This is a genomic window from Microbacterium sp. MYb64 (assembly GCF_002979495.1).
GTDB lineage: Bacteria > Actinomycetota > Actinomycetes > Actinomycetales > Microbacteriaceae > Microbacterium > Microbacterium azadirachtae_A.
Map to the genome: position 1 here is coordinate 13451 of NZ_PCOW01000001.1, position 18015 is coordinate 31465.

An 18015-nucleotide genomic window follows, 5' to 3' on the forward strand; every position below is an offset into this window, starting at 1 on the left:
GATCCGCCCGTGATGCGGATCCGGATCAGGCATCCGCACTTTTCCGGCACGTCTCCGCGACGGCGCCCCGCCTCGGAGATAGCCTCGAATCACCGTATCCGTATGGAGGAGCTCACATGAGTGACCACGAGGTTTCGAAGCCGGCGCAGGCGCACGACGTCGACGACGCCGTGGCCGCCGCGCCCGAGACGGACGCCCAGGGCGTCGACACCCCGGCCGCGCCCGCGGAGACCGCCGACGTGCAGCCGGCCCCGGCTGAGGCCACCGAGGCGCAGGCTCCGGCCGCCGACGCCGGGTCCCAGGACGCCGGTGAAGGCATTGCCGGTGCCGCGCAGCCCGACCACGCCGCGGTCGCGCAGAGCGCGAACGACAGCCTCGCCCAGGCCGAGCGCGCCGCCGAGGGGGCGACCGCACGAGGCGAGGCCCCCGCCGCGGACCAGAAGGCCGCCGTCGACGCGGATCTCGCCGCCTTCGAAGCGGCCGAGGCTGCCTATCCCGGCACCTTCGGCGGCACCTTCACACCGCCGTCGCCCGCCGAGACGCCCACCGTCGTCGCTGCGGCGGCCGCCGCGGAGACCGCGACGTTCGAGCACGCGACCACCCGTGTCGACCCCGTCGCAGAAGCGCCGACGCAGGTGCTCGCGCCGGCCGTCATCATCCCGGGCGCGAGCGACGTGCCGCCGCCCATCTTCGTGCAGGCGCCGGAGCCCCCGCGCGAGCGCGGCAACCGCGGCGCGATCTTCGGCATCGGCCTGCTGGCGGCCGTCGCCTTCGCGATCCTCTACCTCGGCACCGCCCTCGGCATCGCCGCGTTCGACGGCAAGGTCACCACCGACAGCATCGGCACCTATCTGCTCGACCAGGCCCGCAGTGCAGGCCTGTGGCTCCCGGTCGTCGTGTTCGCGATCGGATTCTGGCTGCTCGGCGGCATCATCAACCGCGGTCGCTGGGGCTACTGGGTCGTTTTCGGCATCATCGTCGGCGGCTTCGCGTACGGCGGGCATCTGCTCGGCGCGATCGGATCCGTCGAGTTCTGGAAGCTCGGCGCGACCCAGCTGGCCGAGAACGTGAACGGACAGCTGCTCGCCCCGCTCGCGATCGCCGCCTTCATCTTCGGCCGCGAGCTCACCGTCTGGTTCGGCGCATGGGCCGCCCGCACCGGCGCCCGCCGCACCGCTCAGAACGAGGAGGCGCAGCGCGAATACGAGCGCGTCCTCGAAGCCGGACCCCAGCTGCCGTAGCGGCGCCGGCCTGCCCCGCAGGAGAGCATCACGAACGAGACCCCGCCGAACCCCCGCGAGCCCCGGCCTGCGGGGGTTCGGCCTGTCCTCGCCTGGGCGATCGGGGTCATCTCGTTCTTCGCGCTGGCCATCATGGGCCTCGGCGTGCTGAGCCTCTTCGCCGAGCGCGACCTCATCTCCGTGCCGCGGCTCGGCCAGTTGCCGGGCATCGTCGGCATGGTGCTCGCCGTGGCGGTCTTCGCCCTGGCGCTGTGGGGAGTGCTCGCGAATCCCCATCCGTCGTTCGTCGCGACGGTGTTCCTCGCGCTCGGAGCGGCTCTCGTCCACCTGGGCGGGCTCTGGGCCGCCGCGGTGGCGGAGGGCGCGGGCGCGATCGACGCCACGGCGGCGGCCGGCCAGCTCGTGCTGGGCGGGGCGAGCGCCGTGATCGTGGTGGCGGCGCTCATCGCGGCGTGGGTGGCGATCGCGCTGCGGCGCACGGAGGCGAGGGCTCCGCGCTGGCCGTGGGAGAAGGACGACGACGAGCAGCCCTGACCCGCGCTCCTATTGAGCGGCGCGGAACCCGATCTCGCGTGCCGTGGCCACCCGGGCGTGTCCGCCCCGTACGCTGGAGGCGTGGAGCGCTCGCTGGAGACGCAGGTGGACCAGGCCGTCGAGGCCTGGCTGCGCTGGGTGCCGCGCTGGGAGCCCTCCACTCATCGCGGCCGGGTCGCGCCGTGCCGTCGCTGCCTCGGCTCTCCTGTGCTCTCGGCCGCGGGCATCGGCGGGAATGTGCCGCACGGTGTGCAGCACGGGCTCTCCACGCGCATCAAGACCATCGTCGATCACTCGGTCGCCGAGTACACGGCGCGGAACCTGCCGATGCTGCAGGGGGAGCTCGACCAGCAGGCCGCGCGCAACCGCGCCCGCGCGTACCGGCCCACCGAGGATCTCGAGCCGGAGTACGAGGGCATGCCGCTGGATCCGGATCCGGTCCCTGGCGCTCCGTTCCTGTTCACGCTCGCCGGCATGGCCGATGCGGACGCGGGGGAGCTGCCCCCGCTGCCGCCACTGAGTGACGACGCGAAGGCCGCGCTGCGCCACGAGGTCGCGCTCGCCGACGACTATGCGAACGTCGTGGGCCGCGAGATCTGCGGGCTGCTGCTGCGCCATCGCCTGCGGGTGCAGGCCGCGATCAGCGAGTTCGTCGAGCCGCAGATCGAGGCGATGCTCGCCGAGCTCACCGAGGCGCTGGACTCGCCCTTCGATCCCGACACCCTCTGATCCCGGGAAACCGAGCGTTCGCTGGGAGCCGCGGTGCGGACTGGCATCCGACGCTGCGCATGGCTATCGTTTTTCGATAGATACAGATCGCTTTTCGATAGGAGCGCCATGCAACCCCGGATCACCGCCGCACTCAAGGCGCTCATCGTCGTGCTGCTCGCGCTGCTGCTGGCGACCCAGGTCGCGCTCATCCCCGGCGTCGCGGTGCTCGCCGCCGAGCGCAACCCCGAACTCGCGTATCTGACCGGTCCGGGGATCGTCGGCGGGATCGTGCTGGTGGCGTTGATCGAACTCGTGCTCGTCTGCGTCTGGCGGCTCCTGTCGCTCGTGCGTCAGGACCGGATCTTCAGCTCGGGGGCCTTCCTCTACGTCGACATCATCATGGTGACGATGGCCGCCTCGGCGGTGCTGATCGCGGCGGCGGTGGTCGTGCTCCTGCTGGGGCACGCGGTGAACCCCTCGATCCTGCTGCTGGGCGTGGTCGGCGTGGTGATCGGCATCGCCCTCGCGCTGCTGGTCGGCGTGATGCGCGGGCTGCTGCGCAAGGCGCTCGAGCTCGAGCAGGATCTGTCCGAGGTCGTCTGATGCCCATCGTGATCGATCTCGACGTGCAGCTCGCGAAGAAGAAGATGAGCGTGCAGGAGTTCGCCGACGCCATCGGCATCACGCCGGCGAACGTCGCGGTGCTGAAGAACGGCCGCGCCAAGGCGGTGCGGTTCACGACGCTCGACGCGATCTGCCGGGTGCTGGAGTGCCAGCCCGGCGACATCCTGCGGTGGGCGGCGGAGGGCGAGGCATGACCGCCTCCGCGGCCTGGGCGGCGACCGCGCTCGGCCGGCTGCGCGACGACGAGCACTGCCCGGTCTGCGACACTGCGGTCGTCGCGCCGACGTGTCCGGCGTGCGGGGCCGACTTCCGCGGGCAGGAGGCGCAGGACCTGTGGTCGGCCTCGCAGCAGGCCGCGGCCGCGCTCGCACGCCGCGAACAGCTCGTGGCATCCCTTCCTCGGGTGAGCGCTGCGGAGGCCGCGGCGCCGCTCGCGCCGCCCGCAGACGTGTCGGGCCCGGCCGTCCCGGTAGCGGGAGTCCCCGGGGCTCCGATCTTCCCGCCGGCGGGGCCGGGCGTCCCCGCGTCCGTGCCCGAGCGGAGCACGTCGCTGCAGTCGCTGCTGTCCGTCGCGGGAGCAGGGCTGTTCGGCACAGCGGCGATCGTGTTCAGCTTCTTCACCCCGGATCTCGCGGCCGCGGCACGCACGGCCATCGTCGGGGCGACGGGCGCTCTGTTCGTCGCCGGCGCGGTGCTGCTCGCCCGGCGAGGGCTGCGCTTCTCCGCGGAGACGGTCGCGGCGCTCGCGCTGGTCTTCGCCGGGCTCGCCGCGCAGGGCGTCGTCGCCGCCGCCACAGGCGCGGATCCGTGGCTGCTCAGCGCGGTGCTGACCGCGGCGGGCTCAGCCGCGCTCCTCGCGGTCGCCGGTCGGGCGCGGCTGCGCATCTGGTTCTGGGCGGGCGCGGTCGGGCTCGCCGTGGCCCCGGCGATGCTGGCGGGGGTCGCGGGCATCGGCGACGCGGGGCTGCTCGCGATCCTCGCCGTCGCCTTCGTGGCGCTCGCCGAGGTCGCCGCGCTGCCGCGGCTGGGCGCGCGGTTCCTCGTCGCGGATGCGGCGGATCGCGTGGATACGGCGGATCGCGCAGACGCGATCGGATCCTCGGAGGCCGAGCAGGGTCCGCGCGCTCCCTCCCGCGAGGCCGCGCCGTTCGACCTCGAACGCGGGTCGCTGATCGTGGCGCAGGCGGTCGCGGTGACGATCGTGATGCTGATGGGTGCCGGCCGGCTGATGACGATCTCGGGAGCGATGCCCGTGCTCGCTCTGACCGCGATGCTCGTCTGCGTCCACGCGCTGCTCGCCACGCGCAACGGGGGAGCGATCGCGTGGAGCATCGTCGCAGGGGTCGCCGGTGCCGGCGCTCCCGTGCTCGTGGCGTTGAGCATCGCACCCCGGATGGGCATTCCCTGGTTCCTGGTCTCCTGCGCCGCGGGCGCCGGACTCGGGCTCGTCCTGCTCGGCGCCGTGCTGCCGCTGCCCCGTACCGCGCGTCCTGCGGCGGTCGTCGGCGGCGCTCTGGGCGTCCTCGCCGCGGCGCTCGCGCCGGGAGGGCTCTTCACCGCGCTCGCCGGCGGATCCGTCCTGGCCCGGCTGAGCGGGGACGCGGCGTTCGCCGACGGCCCGGTCGCGGAACTGTCCGCCGAGCTGGGCTGGGCTCTGGTGGCGAATCTCGTCCTCGGCGCGGCCGCCCTCGGCGCGGTCGCGGTGCTGGCGCGCCGCAGGACCGTCGCCTTCCGGGCTGTGTTCGCCGCGCTGGCGATCGTGCCCGCCGCGCTCGCGGTGCTGGCGCTCGGGGCCTCGCCGTTGCTTGCGACGCCGATCCGCATCGGGCTGCTGCTCGCGGCGGCGGTCTCGGTGTCGCTGGTCGTGCGGGTGCCGCGGCGAGTCGGAGAGGTCCCGCGGATCCTGCTGCTCATCGCGGTCCACGTCGCAGTCGTCCTCGCCGCCTTCGTCGGCGCCGAGGATCCGACCCTCATGCCTCTCGCGGGCGCGGCGACCCTCCTCTCCCTCCTCGCGCTCGGCGCCGCACTCCCGCAGGGCGCACGGTTCCTGCTCGTCGGCGCGGGCTTCGGCTACGCGCTCGTGGTGCTCTCGTCGGCGCTCGCGCTGGCCGGTGTCGGCGGCGTCGCGCTGCTCAGCCTCACCGCGACGACGGGTCTGCTCGTCGTCGCGGCGGTCACGGCGCTGCCGTCGGTACCCGCCCGCTCCTGGCAGGCGATGCTCGCGGTGGCCTCGGTGCCGTTCGCGATCGGCGTGGCCCAAGTGCTGGTCGAGCGCAGCGGCTGGACCGCGCTGCCCACCGCGGCGATGGCCGTGCTCGCCGCGTTGCTGCTTCGTACGCGGCGCGAGGGTGCGGCGCCCGCGGTGCGACTGCTCGCGGCCGCCGTGATCGTGCCGGCGCTCGCGGTGTCGGTGCTGTGCCTGGGCGCACAGGTGCTGACGATGAGCGCCTCCCCGGTGGTGCTGCCGGTGATCGCGGCACTCGTGGCGGGCGCGCTGCCGCTCACCCGGCGGATCCGCCGCGCTCTCGCGGACCGCGGAGTGGGGCGCATCGTCGCGGCCCGGATCCAGACCGCGCTCGAAGCGGGCGCGCTCGTCACCGGAGCGCTCGCCGTCGTGCTGGCGCTCGTGCGCGAGGCCGCGGGCTTCGGCACAGCGTGCGCCGTGCTGGCGCTGCTCGCGGCGGGGGCGGGCGTCGCCGCCGCGACGACCGGGCGCCGGCACCTGCGCGCGGTCTCGGCGGTCGCCGCCACTGGCGCGCTGTGGTCGGGGTGGGCCGCGCTCGGAGTGACCCTGGCCGAGGCCTACCTGCTGCCGCCCGCGCTCGCCGCGGTGGCGTTCGGAACCGTGCGCGCGCTGCGGGGAGGAGCCGGAGCGGTGTTTGCGGCGGTCGGATCCGCAGGTGCGATCATGCCGGTGCTCGTGCTCATCGGCGCCGGTGCCGCGCAGGCCTCGCCGTGGCGAACGGGAGCGCTGCTCGCGGTGTCGTGGCTGCTCGCAGCGGTCGTGGGCGTGCTCGTCCGGAGCCTGCGCCGCGGCGATGACGCCGAGGGCGGCACAACGCGACGGGCATCCGTGGCCGCCCGCCGCCTGCGTCCCGTGGCATCGTGGATGGCGGCGGCCTCGATCGCGGCGGGGCTGGCGGGAACGGTGCAGGCGATCCTGCTGGCCCGGGGTGATGGCGTCGCGTGGCTGCTCCCGGCACCGCTGACCGCCGGTTCGCTGTTCTTCGCGTGCGTCGGGCTCGCGGCCCTGGGCGGCGCCGGCATGGCGGCGGGTGCCGCCGCGCTGCGGGCGATCACCACGTCGACCGCCGTGCGCGGCTCGCGGTGGCTGTTCGCACCGGCCCTGGTGGCGACCACGGCGGGCGCGTGGCCCGCGATTCAGCGGGACTGGCTCTCGATCTGGGGGATGTGGTCGCTCATGCTCGTGCTGCTGGCAGCGATGGTGCTCACCGCGCGCCGTGCCGTCCGCGGTGCGTCCACGGTCGCGCCGGTGTGGATCCTGTTCGCGTTGGCGTTCGTGACCGCGGTCGTGGCGTGGAGTCCGCGGGATCTGCGCGTGGAGTGGTTCTCGCTCCCGCTCGGCCTGTTCCTGATCGCGGCGGGGATGCAGGGCCGCTTCGGGGGCGGCGGGGCGGTGGCGTCCGCCGCGGTCGGGCGTGCTGCGCCGGACTCGGGACGGGCGACCCCGTCGTTCGCCGCCCTCCACGACTGGCCGAGGGGTGCGAGCGGATCCTGGGCGCTGCTCGCCCCCGGCATCGTGGTGACGATGCTCGCCTCGGTCGTGTCGACGTTCACGGATCCGCTCACGGAGCGCGCGATCCTGGTCATGGTGTGCGCGCTGATCGCGATCCTCGTCGGCGCGACCCGTCGGCTCGCGGCGCCGTTCCTCATCGGGCTGATCGTGCTGCCGATCGAGAATGTGTTCGTGTTCGCGGTGCAGATCGGCCGGGGGATCGAGTCGATGCCGTGGTGGATCACGCTCGCCGTGATGGGGGCGGTGCTGCTGATCATCGCGACGACCGCCGAGCGCCGGGCCGAGCACGCGCCGGTGGCGGCCCGTCTCCGCGACCTGCGCTGAGCCTCCCCGAGCCTCTGACTGCGAGAAACCAGAATCAGCATGAGACCTATCCGCAGAAGGTGGGTCTCATGCTGGATCTGGTTTCTCGCGGAACGGCGCGCTCCCGAGCCCCGGCGCGCCGTCCGAGCGCATTTGACCGGGCGTGTTACCGCGCATTACCATAGAGCGGGTATGCGTGCGTCTTGACGCGCGCGTACCGGGCACCGGCACTCGCCGGCTCCGCCCCCACGGCATACCCACCACTCAAACGCACGTCGTTCTCGGCGTGCGGGCGGGTTTGATGTGAAACCCATCACGCTGTCACCGTGCAGCACAACAAGGAGAAGCAGTGCCAACTATTCAGCAGTTGGTTCGCAAGGGTCGTTCGCCGAAGGTCTCCAAGACCAAGGCTCCCGCCCTGAAGTCGAACCCGCAGCAGGCCGGCGTGTGCACCCGCGTGTACACCACCACCCCGAAGAAGCCGAACTCGGCGATGCGCAAGGTCGCTCGTGTGAAGCTCCGCAACGGTACCGAGGTCACGGCCTACATCCCCGGTGAGGGCCACAACCTGCAGGAGCACTCGCTGGTGCTCGTGCGCGGTGGTCGTGTGAAGGACCTCCCCGGTGTCCGCTACAAGATCGTCCGTGGCGCCCTGGACACCCAGGCCGTCAAGAACCGTAAGCAGGCTCGTTCCCGCTACGGCGCGAAGAAGGGTTGAGTTAGATGCCTCGTAAGGGCCCCGCCCCCAAGCGCCCCGTTGTCAACGACCCGGTCTACGGTGCTCCGATCGTCACCTCGCTGGTGAACAAGATCCTGGTCGACGGCAAGAAGTCCCTCGCCGAGTCGATCGTCTACGGCGCCCTCTCCGGCGTCGAGGCGAAGAACGGTCAGGACGCCGTCGCCACCCTGAAGAAGGCGCTCGACAACGTGCGCCCGACTCTCGAGGTCCGCAGCCGCCGCGTCGGTGGCTCGACCTACCAGGTCCCGGTCGAGGTGAAGCCGCACCGCGCGAACACCCTCGCCCTCCGCTGGCTCGTCAGCTACGCCAAGAGCCGTCGTGAGAAGACCATGACCGAGCGTCTCCAGAACGAGATCCTGGACGCCTCGAACGGCCTGGGTGCCGCGGTCAAGCGCCGCGAGGACACTCACAAGATGGCCGAGTCGAACCGCGCCTTCGCGCACTACCGCTGGTAAGAACCAGTCGGGCCGGGATCGGCACTTCGACAGGCTCAGCGACCGACTGAGGTCCCTGAGCCTGTCGAAGGGCCGGTCCCGGCACCCCACACTTTCCTTCGTCGCGTGACGACAGCAAGAAGATAAGGACACCCCCGTGGCACAAGAAGTGCTCACCGACCTGAGCAAGGTCCGCAACATCGGCATCATGGCGCACATCGATGCCGGTAAGACCACGACGACCGAGCGCATCCTGTTCTACACGGGTGTGAACCACAAGATCGGCGAGACCCACGACGGCGCCTCGACGACCGACTGGATGGAGCAGGAGAAGGAGCGCGGCATCACGATCACGTCTGCCGCCGTGACCTGCTACTGGAACAAGAACCAGATCAACATCATCGACACCCCCGGTCACGTGGACTTCACGGTCGAGGTGGAGCGCTCGCTCCGCGTCCTCGACGGTGCGGTCGCCGTGTTCGACGGCAAGGAGGGCGTCGAGCCCCAGTCCGAGACCGTGTGGCGTCAGGCCGACAAGTACAACGTCCCCCGCATCTGCTTCGTCAACAAGATGGACAAGCTGGGCGCCGACTTCTACTACACGGTCGACACCATCGTGAACCGCCTCGGTGCCAAGCCCCTCGTGCTGCAGCTCCCGATCGGCTCCGAGAGCAGCTTCGTCGGCGTCGTCGACCTCATCGAGATGCGCGCGCTCGTCTGGGCGGGAGACTCGAAGGGTGACGTGACCATGGGCGCGTCCTACGAGGTCCAGGAGATCCCGGCCGACCTCAAGGACAAGGCCGAGGAGTACCGTCAGGCGCTGCTCGAGACCGTCGCCGAGAGCGATGACGCGCTGCTCGAGAAGTTCTTCGGCGGCGAGGAGCTCACCGTCGCCGAGATCAAGGGCGCGATCCGCAAGATGACCGTCGCCTCCGAGATCTACCCGGTGCTGTGCGGCTCGGCGTTCAAGAACCGCGGCGTCCAGCCGATGCTCGACGCCGTCATCGACTTCCTGCCGAACCCGCTCGACGTGGGTTCGATCGAGGCGCACGACCCCAAGGACTACGACACGATCATCGAGCGTCATCCCGACGCGAATGACCCGTTCGCGGCCCTCGCGTTCAAGGTCGCCGTGCACCCGTTCTTCGGTCGCCTCACCTACGTGCGCGTCTACTCGGGACACCTCGACTCCGGTGCTCAGGTCGTCAACTCGACCAAGGGCAAGAAGGAGCGCATCGGGAAGATCTTCCAGATGCACGCCAACAAGGAGATCCCGGTCCCCGCGGTCACCGCAGGCAACATCTACGCGGTCATCGGTCTGAAGGACACCACCACGGGTGACACCCTCACCGACCCGGCATCGCCCGTCGTCCTCGAGTCGATGACGTTCCCGGAGCCGGTCATCGAGGTCGCGATCGAGCCGAAGACCAAGGCCGACCAGGAGAAGCTGGGTGTCGCCATCCAGAAGCTCGCCGAAGAGGACCCGACGTTCCGCACGGAGCTCAACCCCGAGACCGGTCAGACGACCATCAAGGGCATGGGCGAGCTGCACCTGGACATCCTCGTGGACCGCATGAAGCGCGAGTTCAACGTCGAGGCCAACGTCGGCAAGCCGCAGGTGGCGTACCGCGAGACGATCAAGAAGGCCGTCGAGAAGCACGACTACACGCACAAGAAGCAGACCGGTGGCTCGGGTCAGTTCGCGAAGATCCAGTTCACGATCGAGCCCCTCGATCTCGCTGCGGAGAAGTCGTACGAGTTCGAGAACGCCGTGACCGGTGGTCGCGTGCCGCGCGAGTACATCGGATCCATCGACGCGGGCTTCCAGGACGCGATGAACGTCGGTGTCCTGGCCGGCTACCCGATGGTCGGAGTCAAGGCGATCCTGACCGATGGTGCCGCGCACGACGTCGACTCCTCGGAGATGGCGTTCAAGATCGCCGGATCGATGGGCTTCAAGGAGGCCGCGCGTCGCGCGAACCCCGTGCTGCTCGAGCCGCTGATGGCCGTCGAGGTCCGTACTCCCGAGGAGTACATGGGCGACGTCATCGGTGACCTGAACTCGCGTCGTGGCCAGATCCAGTCGATGGAGGACGCCCAGGGCGTCAAGGTCGTGCGCGCGTCGGTCCCGCTGTCCGAGATGTTCGGCTACATCGGCGACCTGCGTTCGAAGACCTCCGGCCGCGCCGTCTACTCCATGGAGTTCGACAGCTACGCCGAGGTCCCGCGCGCCGTCGCCGACGAGATCATCCAGAAGACCAAGGGCGAGTAAGCCCTAGGAGCCTGGCGGATCCGGAGCTCCGGCCCCGGATCCGCCAGGCACTCAGACAACTTCACATCGTCTCTCTACTAAACTGAGAATCAAACCCGTAGGAAAGCGGTCACAATCCAGTGCCCGGTGCCCCTACATGACGTCCTGAGGAGGACCCAGTGGCTAAGGCCAAGTTCGAGCGGACCAAGCCGCACGTGAACATCGGAACGATCGGTCACGTCGACCACGGCAAGACCACGCTCACCGCTGCGATCTCGAAGGTGCTCGCCGACAAGTTCCCGTCGGCCACCAACGTTCAGCGCGACTTCGCGTCGATCGACTCCGCTCCCGAGGAGCGTCAGCGCGGTATCACGATCAACATCTCGCACGTCGAGTACGAGACCCCGAAGCGTCACTACGCTCACGTCGACGCGCCCGGTCACGCCGACTACATCAAGAACATGATCACCGGTGCCGCTCAGATGGACGGCGCGATCCTCGTGGTCGCCGCCACCGACGGCCCGATGGCGCAGACCCGTGAGCACGTTCTGCTCGCCAAGCAGGTCGGCGTGCCGTACCTGCTCGTCGCGCTGAACAAGGCCGACATGGTCGACGACGAGGAGATCCTGGAGCTCGTCGAGCTCGAGGTCTCCGAGCTGCTCGCCAGCCAGGGCTTCGCCGAGGACGCGCCGGTCGTGCGCGTCTCGGGTCTGAAGGCTCTCGAGGGTGACGAGAAGTGGACCCAGTCGATCCTCGACCTCATGGAGGCCGTCGACAACTCGATCCCCGACCCGGTGCGCGACAAGGACAAGCCGTTCCTGATGCCGATCGAGGACGTCTTCACGATCACCGGTCGTGGCACGGTCGTCACCGGTCGCGCCGAGCGCGGCACCCTCGCGATCAACTCCGAGGTCGAGATCGTCGGCATCCGCCCGACGCAGAAGACCACGGTCACTGGTATCGAGATGTTCCACAAGCAGCTCGACGAGGCGTGGGCCGGCGAGAACTGCGGTCTTCTCCTCCGTGGCACCAAGCGTGAGGACGTCGAGCGCGGTCAGGTCGTGGTGAAGCCGGGTTCCATCACCCCGCACACCAACTTCGAGGGCACCGCGTACATCCTGTCCAAGGACGAGGGTGGGCGTCACAACCCCTTCTACACGAACTACCGCCCGCAGTTCTACTTCCGCACCACGGACGTCACCGGCGTCATCTCGCTGCCCGAGGGCACCGAGATGGTCATGCCCGGTGACACCACCGACATGTCGGTCGAGCTGATCCAGCCGATCGCCATGGAAGAGGGCCTCGGCTTCGCGATCCGTGAGGGTGGCCGCACCGTCGGCGCCGGCACGGTGACGAAGATCGTCAAGTAAGCATCTGCTTCCGCGCAAAGGGGTCGAGCCTTCGGGCTCGGCCCCTTTGTCGTATCCGTGACGCGCGGTGTCACCTCGCGGGAAAAGTGCTTCCTTTCGCGCGCGGGCCCGGGCAGAATGGCCACGTGCGGGCCGACCGCCGGCTCGATCTAGGGAGGGAACCCCATGGGTCTCGAAGACGCCATCAACGACGCCGTGAACAAGGGCAAGGATTTCATCGAGCAGAACAAGGACAAGATCGACGAGGTCCTGCACAGCGAGCAGGCTGAGGGCATCAGCGACTCGATCCTCGGTGGCGCTGCGGATCTCGCCAAGAAGGTCGCGCCCGGTGCTGCCGAGCAGATCGACGGCGTCCGCGACAACCTTGACAAGTCCGTGGGCAACGAGTGACCTCGAACTGACTTCTCCGAAGGGCGGAGCGCCGCGGCGCTCCGCCCTTCGTCGTGTGTGCGATCGGTTCCGCAGTCGTGCGGGCGTCGATTTTGTCTTCTGCGGGTTCGTGCCTTAGGGTTTGGAGAAGATTCACTGTTCTCACTCGAGCGCGCCGAATGATCCGACGGATCCGCAGGAGCTCTCGAAGAGAACGGAATCCGCGGCGCTCGTGGGAGTGGGAGCCGCAGAGGACTCACGGGAAATGAGTCCTCGAACAACGGGCCGGGGGACGGTCCGCTGGGGAGAAGAGAACCGAGCGATCGGTTCTCGCTAGGGACGTTTGCTGGGAGCGAGCGTTTCCTTTGTTGTGGCTGGGGAGCACAATGAGATCTGGGGAGTACTTTGTCCGCGCCGTCGTGGCGCTGGGGATGAGCATCGGGCTCGCATTCGTCGCGACGCCGGCGGCTCAGGCTGCGATCGCACCTGCCGCTGCGCCGGTCTCTGCGCACGCGGCGACGTCGCAGACGTCAGTCCGTCCGGCTGCCGCGGACGCGCCCACGCCCGAACCGTCCGCCGACGCAGATACGTCGACCTCCGCGCCGTCCGCGCCGGCGACCAGCACCACGGCTCCCGTGGCGCCTCGCTCGCTCGCCGCGCAGCCGCTCGCCGCCGGCCTGTCGCTCGTGTGCGGCACGAACTACGCCTACTCGATCGCCTCGGGCGGCGCGCTGACGCAGATCAAGGCCGGCGGCAGCCCCGTCACCACGTCGATCGGCTCCTGGACGGGCGTCTCCAGCGCCAACGGACTCGCGATCGCCGCCAACGGCACCAAGGCGTACGCCTACGAGCGCTCCGGCAACGGCATCAGCAGCATTCTCACCTACACCCCGTCGACCGGGGCGTTCGCCAAGGTCGCCAACAGCTCCTACTTCGGTGTCGACTCCTCGGTCACGAGCCTCGTCGCCGGTGCCGTGAACCTGTCCACCGGGCACTTCGCGTTCGGCGGCTTCGGCACCGCCGGTCCCTGGTGGGCGACGTACCCCGCGTTCTTCGTGTACGACTACGACCCGGTGGCGAACACGTTCAGCCAGGTCGGCTCGTTCCGCACGAACTCCGGCGAGACGAACGGCGATATGGCCTTCGACGCCCAGGGCTCGCTCTACGTCGTGTCCAGCGCGAGCTCCGGCACCACTTCGATCTACTCCGTCACGGCCGCGAACTACACCGCCGGCGGATCCGACATGACGCGCACGGCGACCGATCCGAAGTCGCTGAGCAACGGGTTCACCGGGGTGAACGGCATCGCGTTCGACACCGACGGATCGGTGCTGCTCGGCAACGGGTCGACCGTGCGCCGGTACGACCCGACCACGCTCGCCCAGCGGGGCTCGGACATCACGACCGGCCTGAGCAGCTCCACCGACCTGGCCAGCTGCAACTCGCCGGTGAACCTCACCGTGCAGAAGAACGTCACCGGGCGAGTGAACAGCACGGACCAGTTCACGCTCAAGGTTGCGAACGGGGCTACCACGGTCGCGTCCGCCACGACGACGAGCACCGCGCCGGGCCTGCAGTCGCCGCAGCTGGGGCCGCTCGCCGTGGTCGCCGGGCAGACCTACACGATCTCCGAGACCGCCGCGTCCGGCTCCCTCTCCGACTACACGTCGAGCTACGTCTGCACCTACGGCGGCACCACGATCGCGTCCGGATCCACCGCATCAGGATCCGTCACGATGCCGACCACCGGTGGGGCATCCGTGAACTGCGTGTTCACCAACTCACCGCTGCTCGCCACCGTCGCGGTGCACAAGACGGTGCTCGACATCAACGGTGACAACCCGGCACCGGGTGCGGGCTGGACTCTCGGCGCGGCGACGACCGCGACCACCGGATCCGCCACGTCCGCGCCGTCCGCGGCCACGCAGGTCACGCCGGCCTCCGGTGATGTGAACTGGACCGTCGCGTTCGACAAGCAGACGTCGCGGGCGACCGTGCGGGTCTCCGAGACCCAGAAGAGCGGGTGGGACTTCGTCAGCGGCAGCTGCGTCGTGACGCCTCTGGGCGGCTCGCCCCGCACCGTGACCCTGCCCGGGGTCACCGGCGCCGATGTCACGGGCGTTGCCCCCGGCGATGCCGTGGCGTGCACGATCACGAACAAGCCCTCGGCCGCCGCGCTCACGCTGAAGAAGCAGGTCGACAACACCTACGGCGGCGGCTCGGTCGTCTCCGATTGGACGCTCACCGCGACCGGGGCGAAGACCATCACCGGCAAGACGGGCGACCCGAGCGTGACCGCTGCAGTCGTCGCGCCCGGCACCTACGCACTCGCCGAGAGCGGCAGCCCGGCGGGCTACGCCGCGGGCGCCTGGACCTGCACCGGCGCGACGGTGAGCGGATCCTCCGTCACCGTGGCGGCGAACGCGAACGCGGTCTGCACGATCACGAACGCGAGCAAGCCTGGATCCGCCGTCTGGACCAAGACGTCCAAGAGCACCGGCGAGCAGCTCGCCGGATCCGAATGGACCCTCACCGGCCCCGGCCTGCCCGCACAGGGCGTCGTCGTCAAGGATTGCACGACGGCTCCCTGCACCGGCCCTGATCAGGATCCGGCGCCCGGCGCCTTCCGCCTCGACAAGCTCGCTTGGGGCACCTACACCGCCAAGGAGACGCTGGCACCTGCGGGCTACGTCGCGGCAGGCTCCTTCACCTTCACCGTGAGCGCCGCGAATGCCGGCACCACGCTGAACATCGGCGCTCAGCAGAACGAGCAGCAGGCCGGTGCCGTGCTCCCGCTGACCGGCGGCCTCGGCAGCGACGCCTTCCTGCTCGGCGGCGGCGCTCTCCTCTTCTCCGCGCTCGCGGTCCTCGGGGTCCTCCGACTCCGCCGGAACGCGCGTCGCGCCTCCTGACTCACACCCACCTCACCGACAGCACGACAACTGTCGGCCGGCGGGTGCCGGTCGACGAACGACAAAGAAAGCAGGAACGACAATGACCACCAGGTCTCTCGGGCTGCGCAAGATCGCAGCCGGCCTCGGAGTCGCGGCTCTCGCCGCGCTCGGCGCCCTCGCAGTGTCGCCGGCCGCGAACGCCGCCGACACCCTGAGCCCGTCGAACATCACGGGGACCACGGGCACCCTGACCATCCACAAGCACGCGGGCGACCCCGGCGCGGCCGGCAACGGTACCCAGATCACCGACGCCGGCACGCTCGCCGCGCTCGGCCAGGGCCTCGAGGGCGTCCAGTTCAGCGTGCAGCGCGTGAGTGCGAACGGCACCCCGATCGACCTCACCACCGCAGCCGGCTGGGACCAGGCGAAGACCGCGACCCCGGCGAACGTGTCGTCGGCGCCGTTCTCGGTCGCCGCGGGCACCACGGCGACCACGGACGCCACCGGGCAGGCCGTCGTCTCGAACCTCCCGTACGGCCTGTACCTCGTGACCGAGACCAGCCCTGGTGCGAACCCGATCGTCTCGCCGGTGCAGCCGTTCCTCGTGTCGGTCCCGTACCCGAACCAGGGCACCTGGCTCTACAACGTGCACGTCTACCCGAAGAACAAGCTGAACACCACGGAGCCGACCAAGACGGTCGCCGACCCGAAGGCGCCCGTGCTGGGCTCGCAGATCGTGTGGAACGTCAACGCGCCGATCCCCGCCCTCGCTGCGGGTGACAGCTACCGCAGCTTCTCCATCACCGACAACCTCGACGCGCGACTGACCTACGTCGGCGCGGTCGTCAAGGTCGACGGCACCACGCTGACCGAGGGCACGGATTACACCGTCTCCGGCAACACCGTGATCACCTTCACCGACACCGGCCTCGGCAAGCTCGCCGGCAAGACGGCCGTGACCGCCGACATCACCACGACCGTGACTTCGCTCGGCGCCGACGGCCAGATCCTGAACACCGCCGTCGTCAACACCAACGGCTCCGACCGCACCACCAACACGCCGCAGACCAACTGGGGCGCGCTGAAGGTCGTCAAGCAGGACGCCACGTCGAAGAACACCCTCAAGGGCGCGATCTTCGAGGTGTACGACGCCAAGAACGGCACCAAGGTCGCCGGCGCGTTCACCACGAACGACGCCGGAGAGATCCTCGTCGACGGCCTGTGGGTCGGCAACAACGACGTGAAGAGCAAGGACTACTGGCTCAAGGAGACCCAGGCGCCGGCCGGCTACGTTCTGCCCGCCGACCCCTGGACCAAGGTCACCGTCACCGCCGCGGGCTCCGCAGCACCCACGAGCGTCACCATCGCGAACACTCAGCAGCAAGGCCCCAACCTTCCGCTGACCGGTGGTGCGGGTAGCACTCTGTTCGCCGTCATCGGCGGCGTGCTGGTTGCTGCCGGTATCGGGACGATCGTGCTGCGCCGCGTGCGCGCTCGTCGTCACTGATGACGAGTCCGTCAACGGTCGCTCCCAGTGCGACCGTTGACGGACCGGAGGAGGGCGGGATCCCAGTTCCCGCCCTCCTCTTCCCTGCTTTCTCGGGCCGTGGGCCGCGGGTTGCGGCCCGAGCGAGGCGCCCGAGCCCGGGCCCGAGCCCGGATCCGTTCCGAACCGCACCCCCGAGGAGGGCGTCATGACGCAGACCGCACCCCTGCGCCGTCGCGACATGCGACCGGCCGCCGCGCCGCGCTGGCGCATGCCCTGGGGCACCGCCATCCTCGCGGCCGTCGCCTTCGCCGGCCTCCTCCTTCTCATGTATCCGACGGTGGCGAGCTGGTGGTCGCAGTACAACCAGTCGCAGCTCATCGTCAAAGTCGATTCCGAGGTCGGCGGCTCTGCGGCCGATACCCGAGAGAAGGCACTCGATCAGGCCAGGGCGTACAACAAGGCGCTGGTCGGAGGCGCTCTGCTCGGGGCGGGATCCCGTGTCCCGACGAGTTCGGCCGGCGCTCCGGGATTCGACTACCCGAGCCTGCTCCGCGCGGATGCCGACGGCGTCATGGCGCGACTGCGCGTCCCATCGATCGGCGTCGACCTGCCGATCTACCACGGCACCTCCGACGCCACGCTCACCAAGGGGGTCGGCCACCTCGAGGGCACCTCGCTCCCGATCGGGGGCGCCGACCAGCACTCCGTGCTCACGGCGCATCGCGGGCTCGCCGGGGCGACGCTCTTCGACAACCTCGACCAGGTGAAGATCGGCGACACCTTCACCGTCGAGGTGTTCGGCCAGGTGCTGACCTACCGGGTGCGCGACACCCAGGTGGTCCTCCCGGAGGACACGCAGACGCTGAGCCCGCAGGCGGGGGAGGACCTGGTCACGCTGGTCACCTGCACCCCGCTCGGCATCAACAGCCACCGGATCCTGGTCACGGGAGAGCGGGTGACGCCCACCCCGCAGAAGGATCTCGACGCGGCCGGCGCGACGCCTGACATCCCCGGATTCCCGTGGTGGGCACCGATCATCGGCGGCGCCCTGATCGTGCTCGTCGGCTTCGTCTGGGCGACGGGACGACCCCGCCGTGAAGCGGTCGAGGAGACCGCCACGGACGAGGGCTGACGCCGGTCGTCGTCGACACGCCGGACACGCCGTCGCGACACGCCCGAGTTTGCGACACGCCCGGGCTGCACGTAGACTGTTGAGGTTCCACATTCCGGCACGCGTCCTGACGCGCGCCGGATCACTGCCAGGGCAGTGCACAGACGGCGCCCTTCCTCCGGGAAGCG

The 18015-nt window shown here is 70.1% G+C and carries 14 protein-coding genes; all 14 read left to right on the top strand.

Translation table 11 applies throughout. The features are described from left to right. The first annotated feature begins 116 nt into the window (after positions 1-116). The 14 genes from CQ044_RS00085 (at position 117) to CQ044_RS00150 (ending at position 17848) form a co-directional block, all read left to right on the top strand. Complete coding sequence (locus CQ044_RS00085) at positions 117-1241, top strand: ABC transporter (RefSeq protein WP_105686019.1); 1125 nt, start codon at positions 117-119, stop codon at positions 1239-1241. 132 nt (positions 1242-1373) lie between these two features. Then, positions 1374-1775 (top strand): hypothetical protein, encoded by a 402-nt coding sequence (locus CQ044_RS19370; RefSeq protein ID WP_146116711.1) that lies wholly within the window; start codon positions 1374-1376, stop codon positions 1773-1775. 81 nt (positions 1776-1856) lie between these two features. Next, a complete protein-coding gene (locus tag CQ044_RS00095) occupies positions 1857-2504 on the top strand; it encodes a hypothetical protein (protein ID WP_045271030.1) in 648 nt (215 codons plus the stop codon). Between the two features lie 108 nt (positions 2505-2612). Further along, positions 2613-3089 carry a DUF2975 domain-containing protein gene (locus CQ044_RS00100; RefSeq protein ID WP_105686020.1) on the top strand — a complete coding sequence of 159 codons (477 nt, stop codon included), beginning with the start codon at positions 2613-2615 and terminating at the stop codon, positions 3087-3089. Continuing rightward, positions 3089-3304, top strand: a complete 216-nt coding sequence (locus CQ044_RS00105; RefSeq protein ID WP_105686021.1) for a helix-turn-helix transcriptional regulator — start codon at positions 3089-3091, stop codon at positions 3302-3304. Before CQ044_RS00100 ends, CQ044_RS00105 begins: the two co-directional genes overlap by 1 nt. Further along, positions 3301-7191, top strand: a complete 3891-nt coding sequence (locus CQ044_RS00110) for an SCO7613 C-terminal domain-containing membrane protein (protein ID WP_105686023.1) — start codon at positions 3301-3303, stop codon at positions 7189-7191. The genes CQ044_RS00105 and CQ044_RS00110 overlap by 4 nt, the downstream gene beginning before the upstream one ends. 328 nt (positions 7192-7519) lie before the next feature. Next, entirely contained in the window at positions 7520-7888 is a 369-nt protein-coding gene (gene rpsL / locus CQ044_RS00115; protein WP_013584051.1) for a 30S ribosomal protein S12, read from the top strand. 5 nt (positions 7889-7893) lie between these two features. Beyond that, positions 7894-8364 carry a 30S ribosomal protein S7 gene (gene rpsG, locus CQ044_RS00120; RefSeq protein ID WP_045271034.1) on the top strand — a complete coding sequence of 157 codons (471 nt, stop codon included), beginning with the start codon at positions 7894-7896 and terminating at the stop codon, positions 8362-8364. 136 nt (positions 8365-8500) lie between these two features. Continuing rightward, complete coding sequence (gene fusA, locus CQ044_RS00125; protein ID WP_105686025.1) at positions 8501-10615, top strand: elongation factor G; 2115 nt, start codon at positions 8501-8503, stop codon at positions 10613-10615. Positions 10616-10773: 158 nt separating this feature from the next. Next, positions 10774-11964 (top strand): elongation factor Tu, encoded by a 1191-nt coding sequence (gene tuf / locus CQ044_RS00130; RefSeq protein ID WP_105686027.1) that lies wholly within the window; start codon positions 10774-10776, stop codon positions 11962-11964. A 165-nt stretch (positions 11965-12129) separates the two neighbouring features. Beyond that, entirely contained in the window at positions 12130-12354 is a 225-nt protein-coding gene (locus CQ044_RS00135) for a hypothetical protein (RefSeq protein ID WP_045271037.1), read from the top strand. Positions 12355-12764: 410 nt separating this feature from the next. Next, positions 12765-15245, top strand: a complete 2481-nt coding sequence (locus tag CQ044_RS00140; protein WP_146116712.1) for a SpaA isopeptide-forming pilin-related protein — start codon at positions 12765-12767, stop codon at positions 15243-15245. An 82-nt stretch (positions 15246-15327) separates the two neighbouring features. Next, complete coding sequence (locus CQ044_RS00145; protein WP_105686030.1) at positions 15328-16734, top strand: SpaH/EbpB family LPXTG-anchored major pilin; 1407 nt, start codon at positions 15328-15330, stop codon at positions 16732-16734. A 187-nt stretch (positions 16735-16921) separates the two neighbouring features. Continuing rightward, complete coding sequence (locus CQ044_RS00150; RefSeq protein ID WP_258133056.1) at positions 16922-17848, top strand: class C sortase; 927 nt, start codon at positions 16922-16924, stop codon at positions 17846-17848. The last annotated feature ends 167 nt before the right edge of the window (positions 17849-18015 follow it).

What these genes read in the sequence shown, in the direction of transcription:
- CQ044_RS00145 (WP_105686030.1), top strand. Translation starts at nt 15,328, where the DNA reads ATGACCACCAGGTCTCTCGGGCTGCGCAAGATCGCAGCCGGCCTCGGA.
- CQ044_RS00105 (WP_105686021.1), top strand. Translation starts at nt 3,089, where the DNA reads ATGCCCATCGTGATCGATCTCGACGTGCAGCTCGCGAAGAAGAAGATG.
- CQ044_RS00140 (WP_146116712.1), top strand. Translation starts at nt 12,765, where the DNA reads ATGAGCATCGGGCTCGCATTCGTCGCGACGCCGGCGGCTCAGGCTGCG.
- CQ044_RS19370 (WP_146116711.1), top strand. Translation starts at nt 1,374, where the DNA reads ATGGGCCTCGGCGTGCTGAGCCTCTTCGCCGAGCGCGACCTCATCTCC.
- CQ044_RS00150 (WP_258133056.1), top strand. Translation starts at nt 16,922, where the DNA reads ATGACGCAGACCGCACCCCTGCGCCGTCGCGACATGCGACCGGCCGCC.
- CQ044_RS00100 (WP_105686020.1), top strand. Translation starts at nt 2,613, where the DNA reads ATGCAACCCCGGATCACCGCCGCACTCAAGGCGCTCATCGTCGTGCTG.
- rpsG (WP_045271034.1), top strand. Translation starts at nt 7,894, where the DNA reads ATGCCTCGTAAGGGCCCCGCCCCCAAGCGCCCCGTTGTCAACGACCCG.
- CQ044_RS00085 (WP_105686019.1), top strand. Translation starts at nt 117, where the DNA reads ATGAGTGACCACGAGGTTTCGAAGCCGGCGCAGGCGCACGACGTCGAC.
- CQ044_RS00135 (WP_045271037.1), top strand. Translation starts at nt 12,130, where the DNA reads ATGGGTCTCGAAGACGCCATCAACGACGCCGTGAACAAGGGCAAGGAT.
- CQ044_RS00110 (WP_105686023.1), top strand. Translation starts at nt 3,301, where the DNA reads ATGACCGCCTCCGCGGCCTGGGCGGCGACCGCGCTCGGCCGGCTGCGC.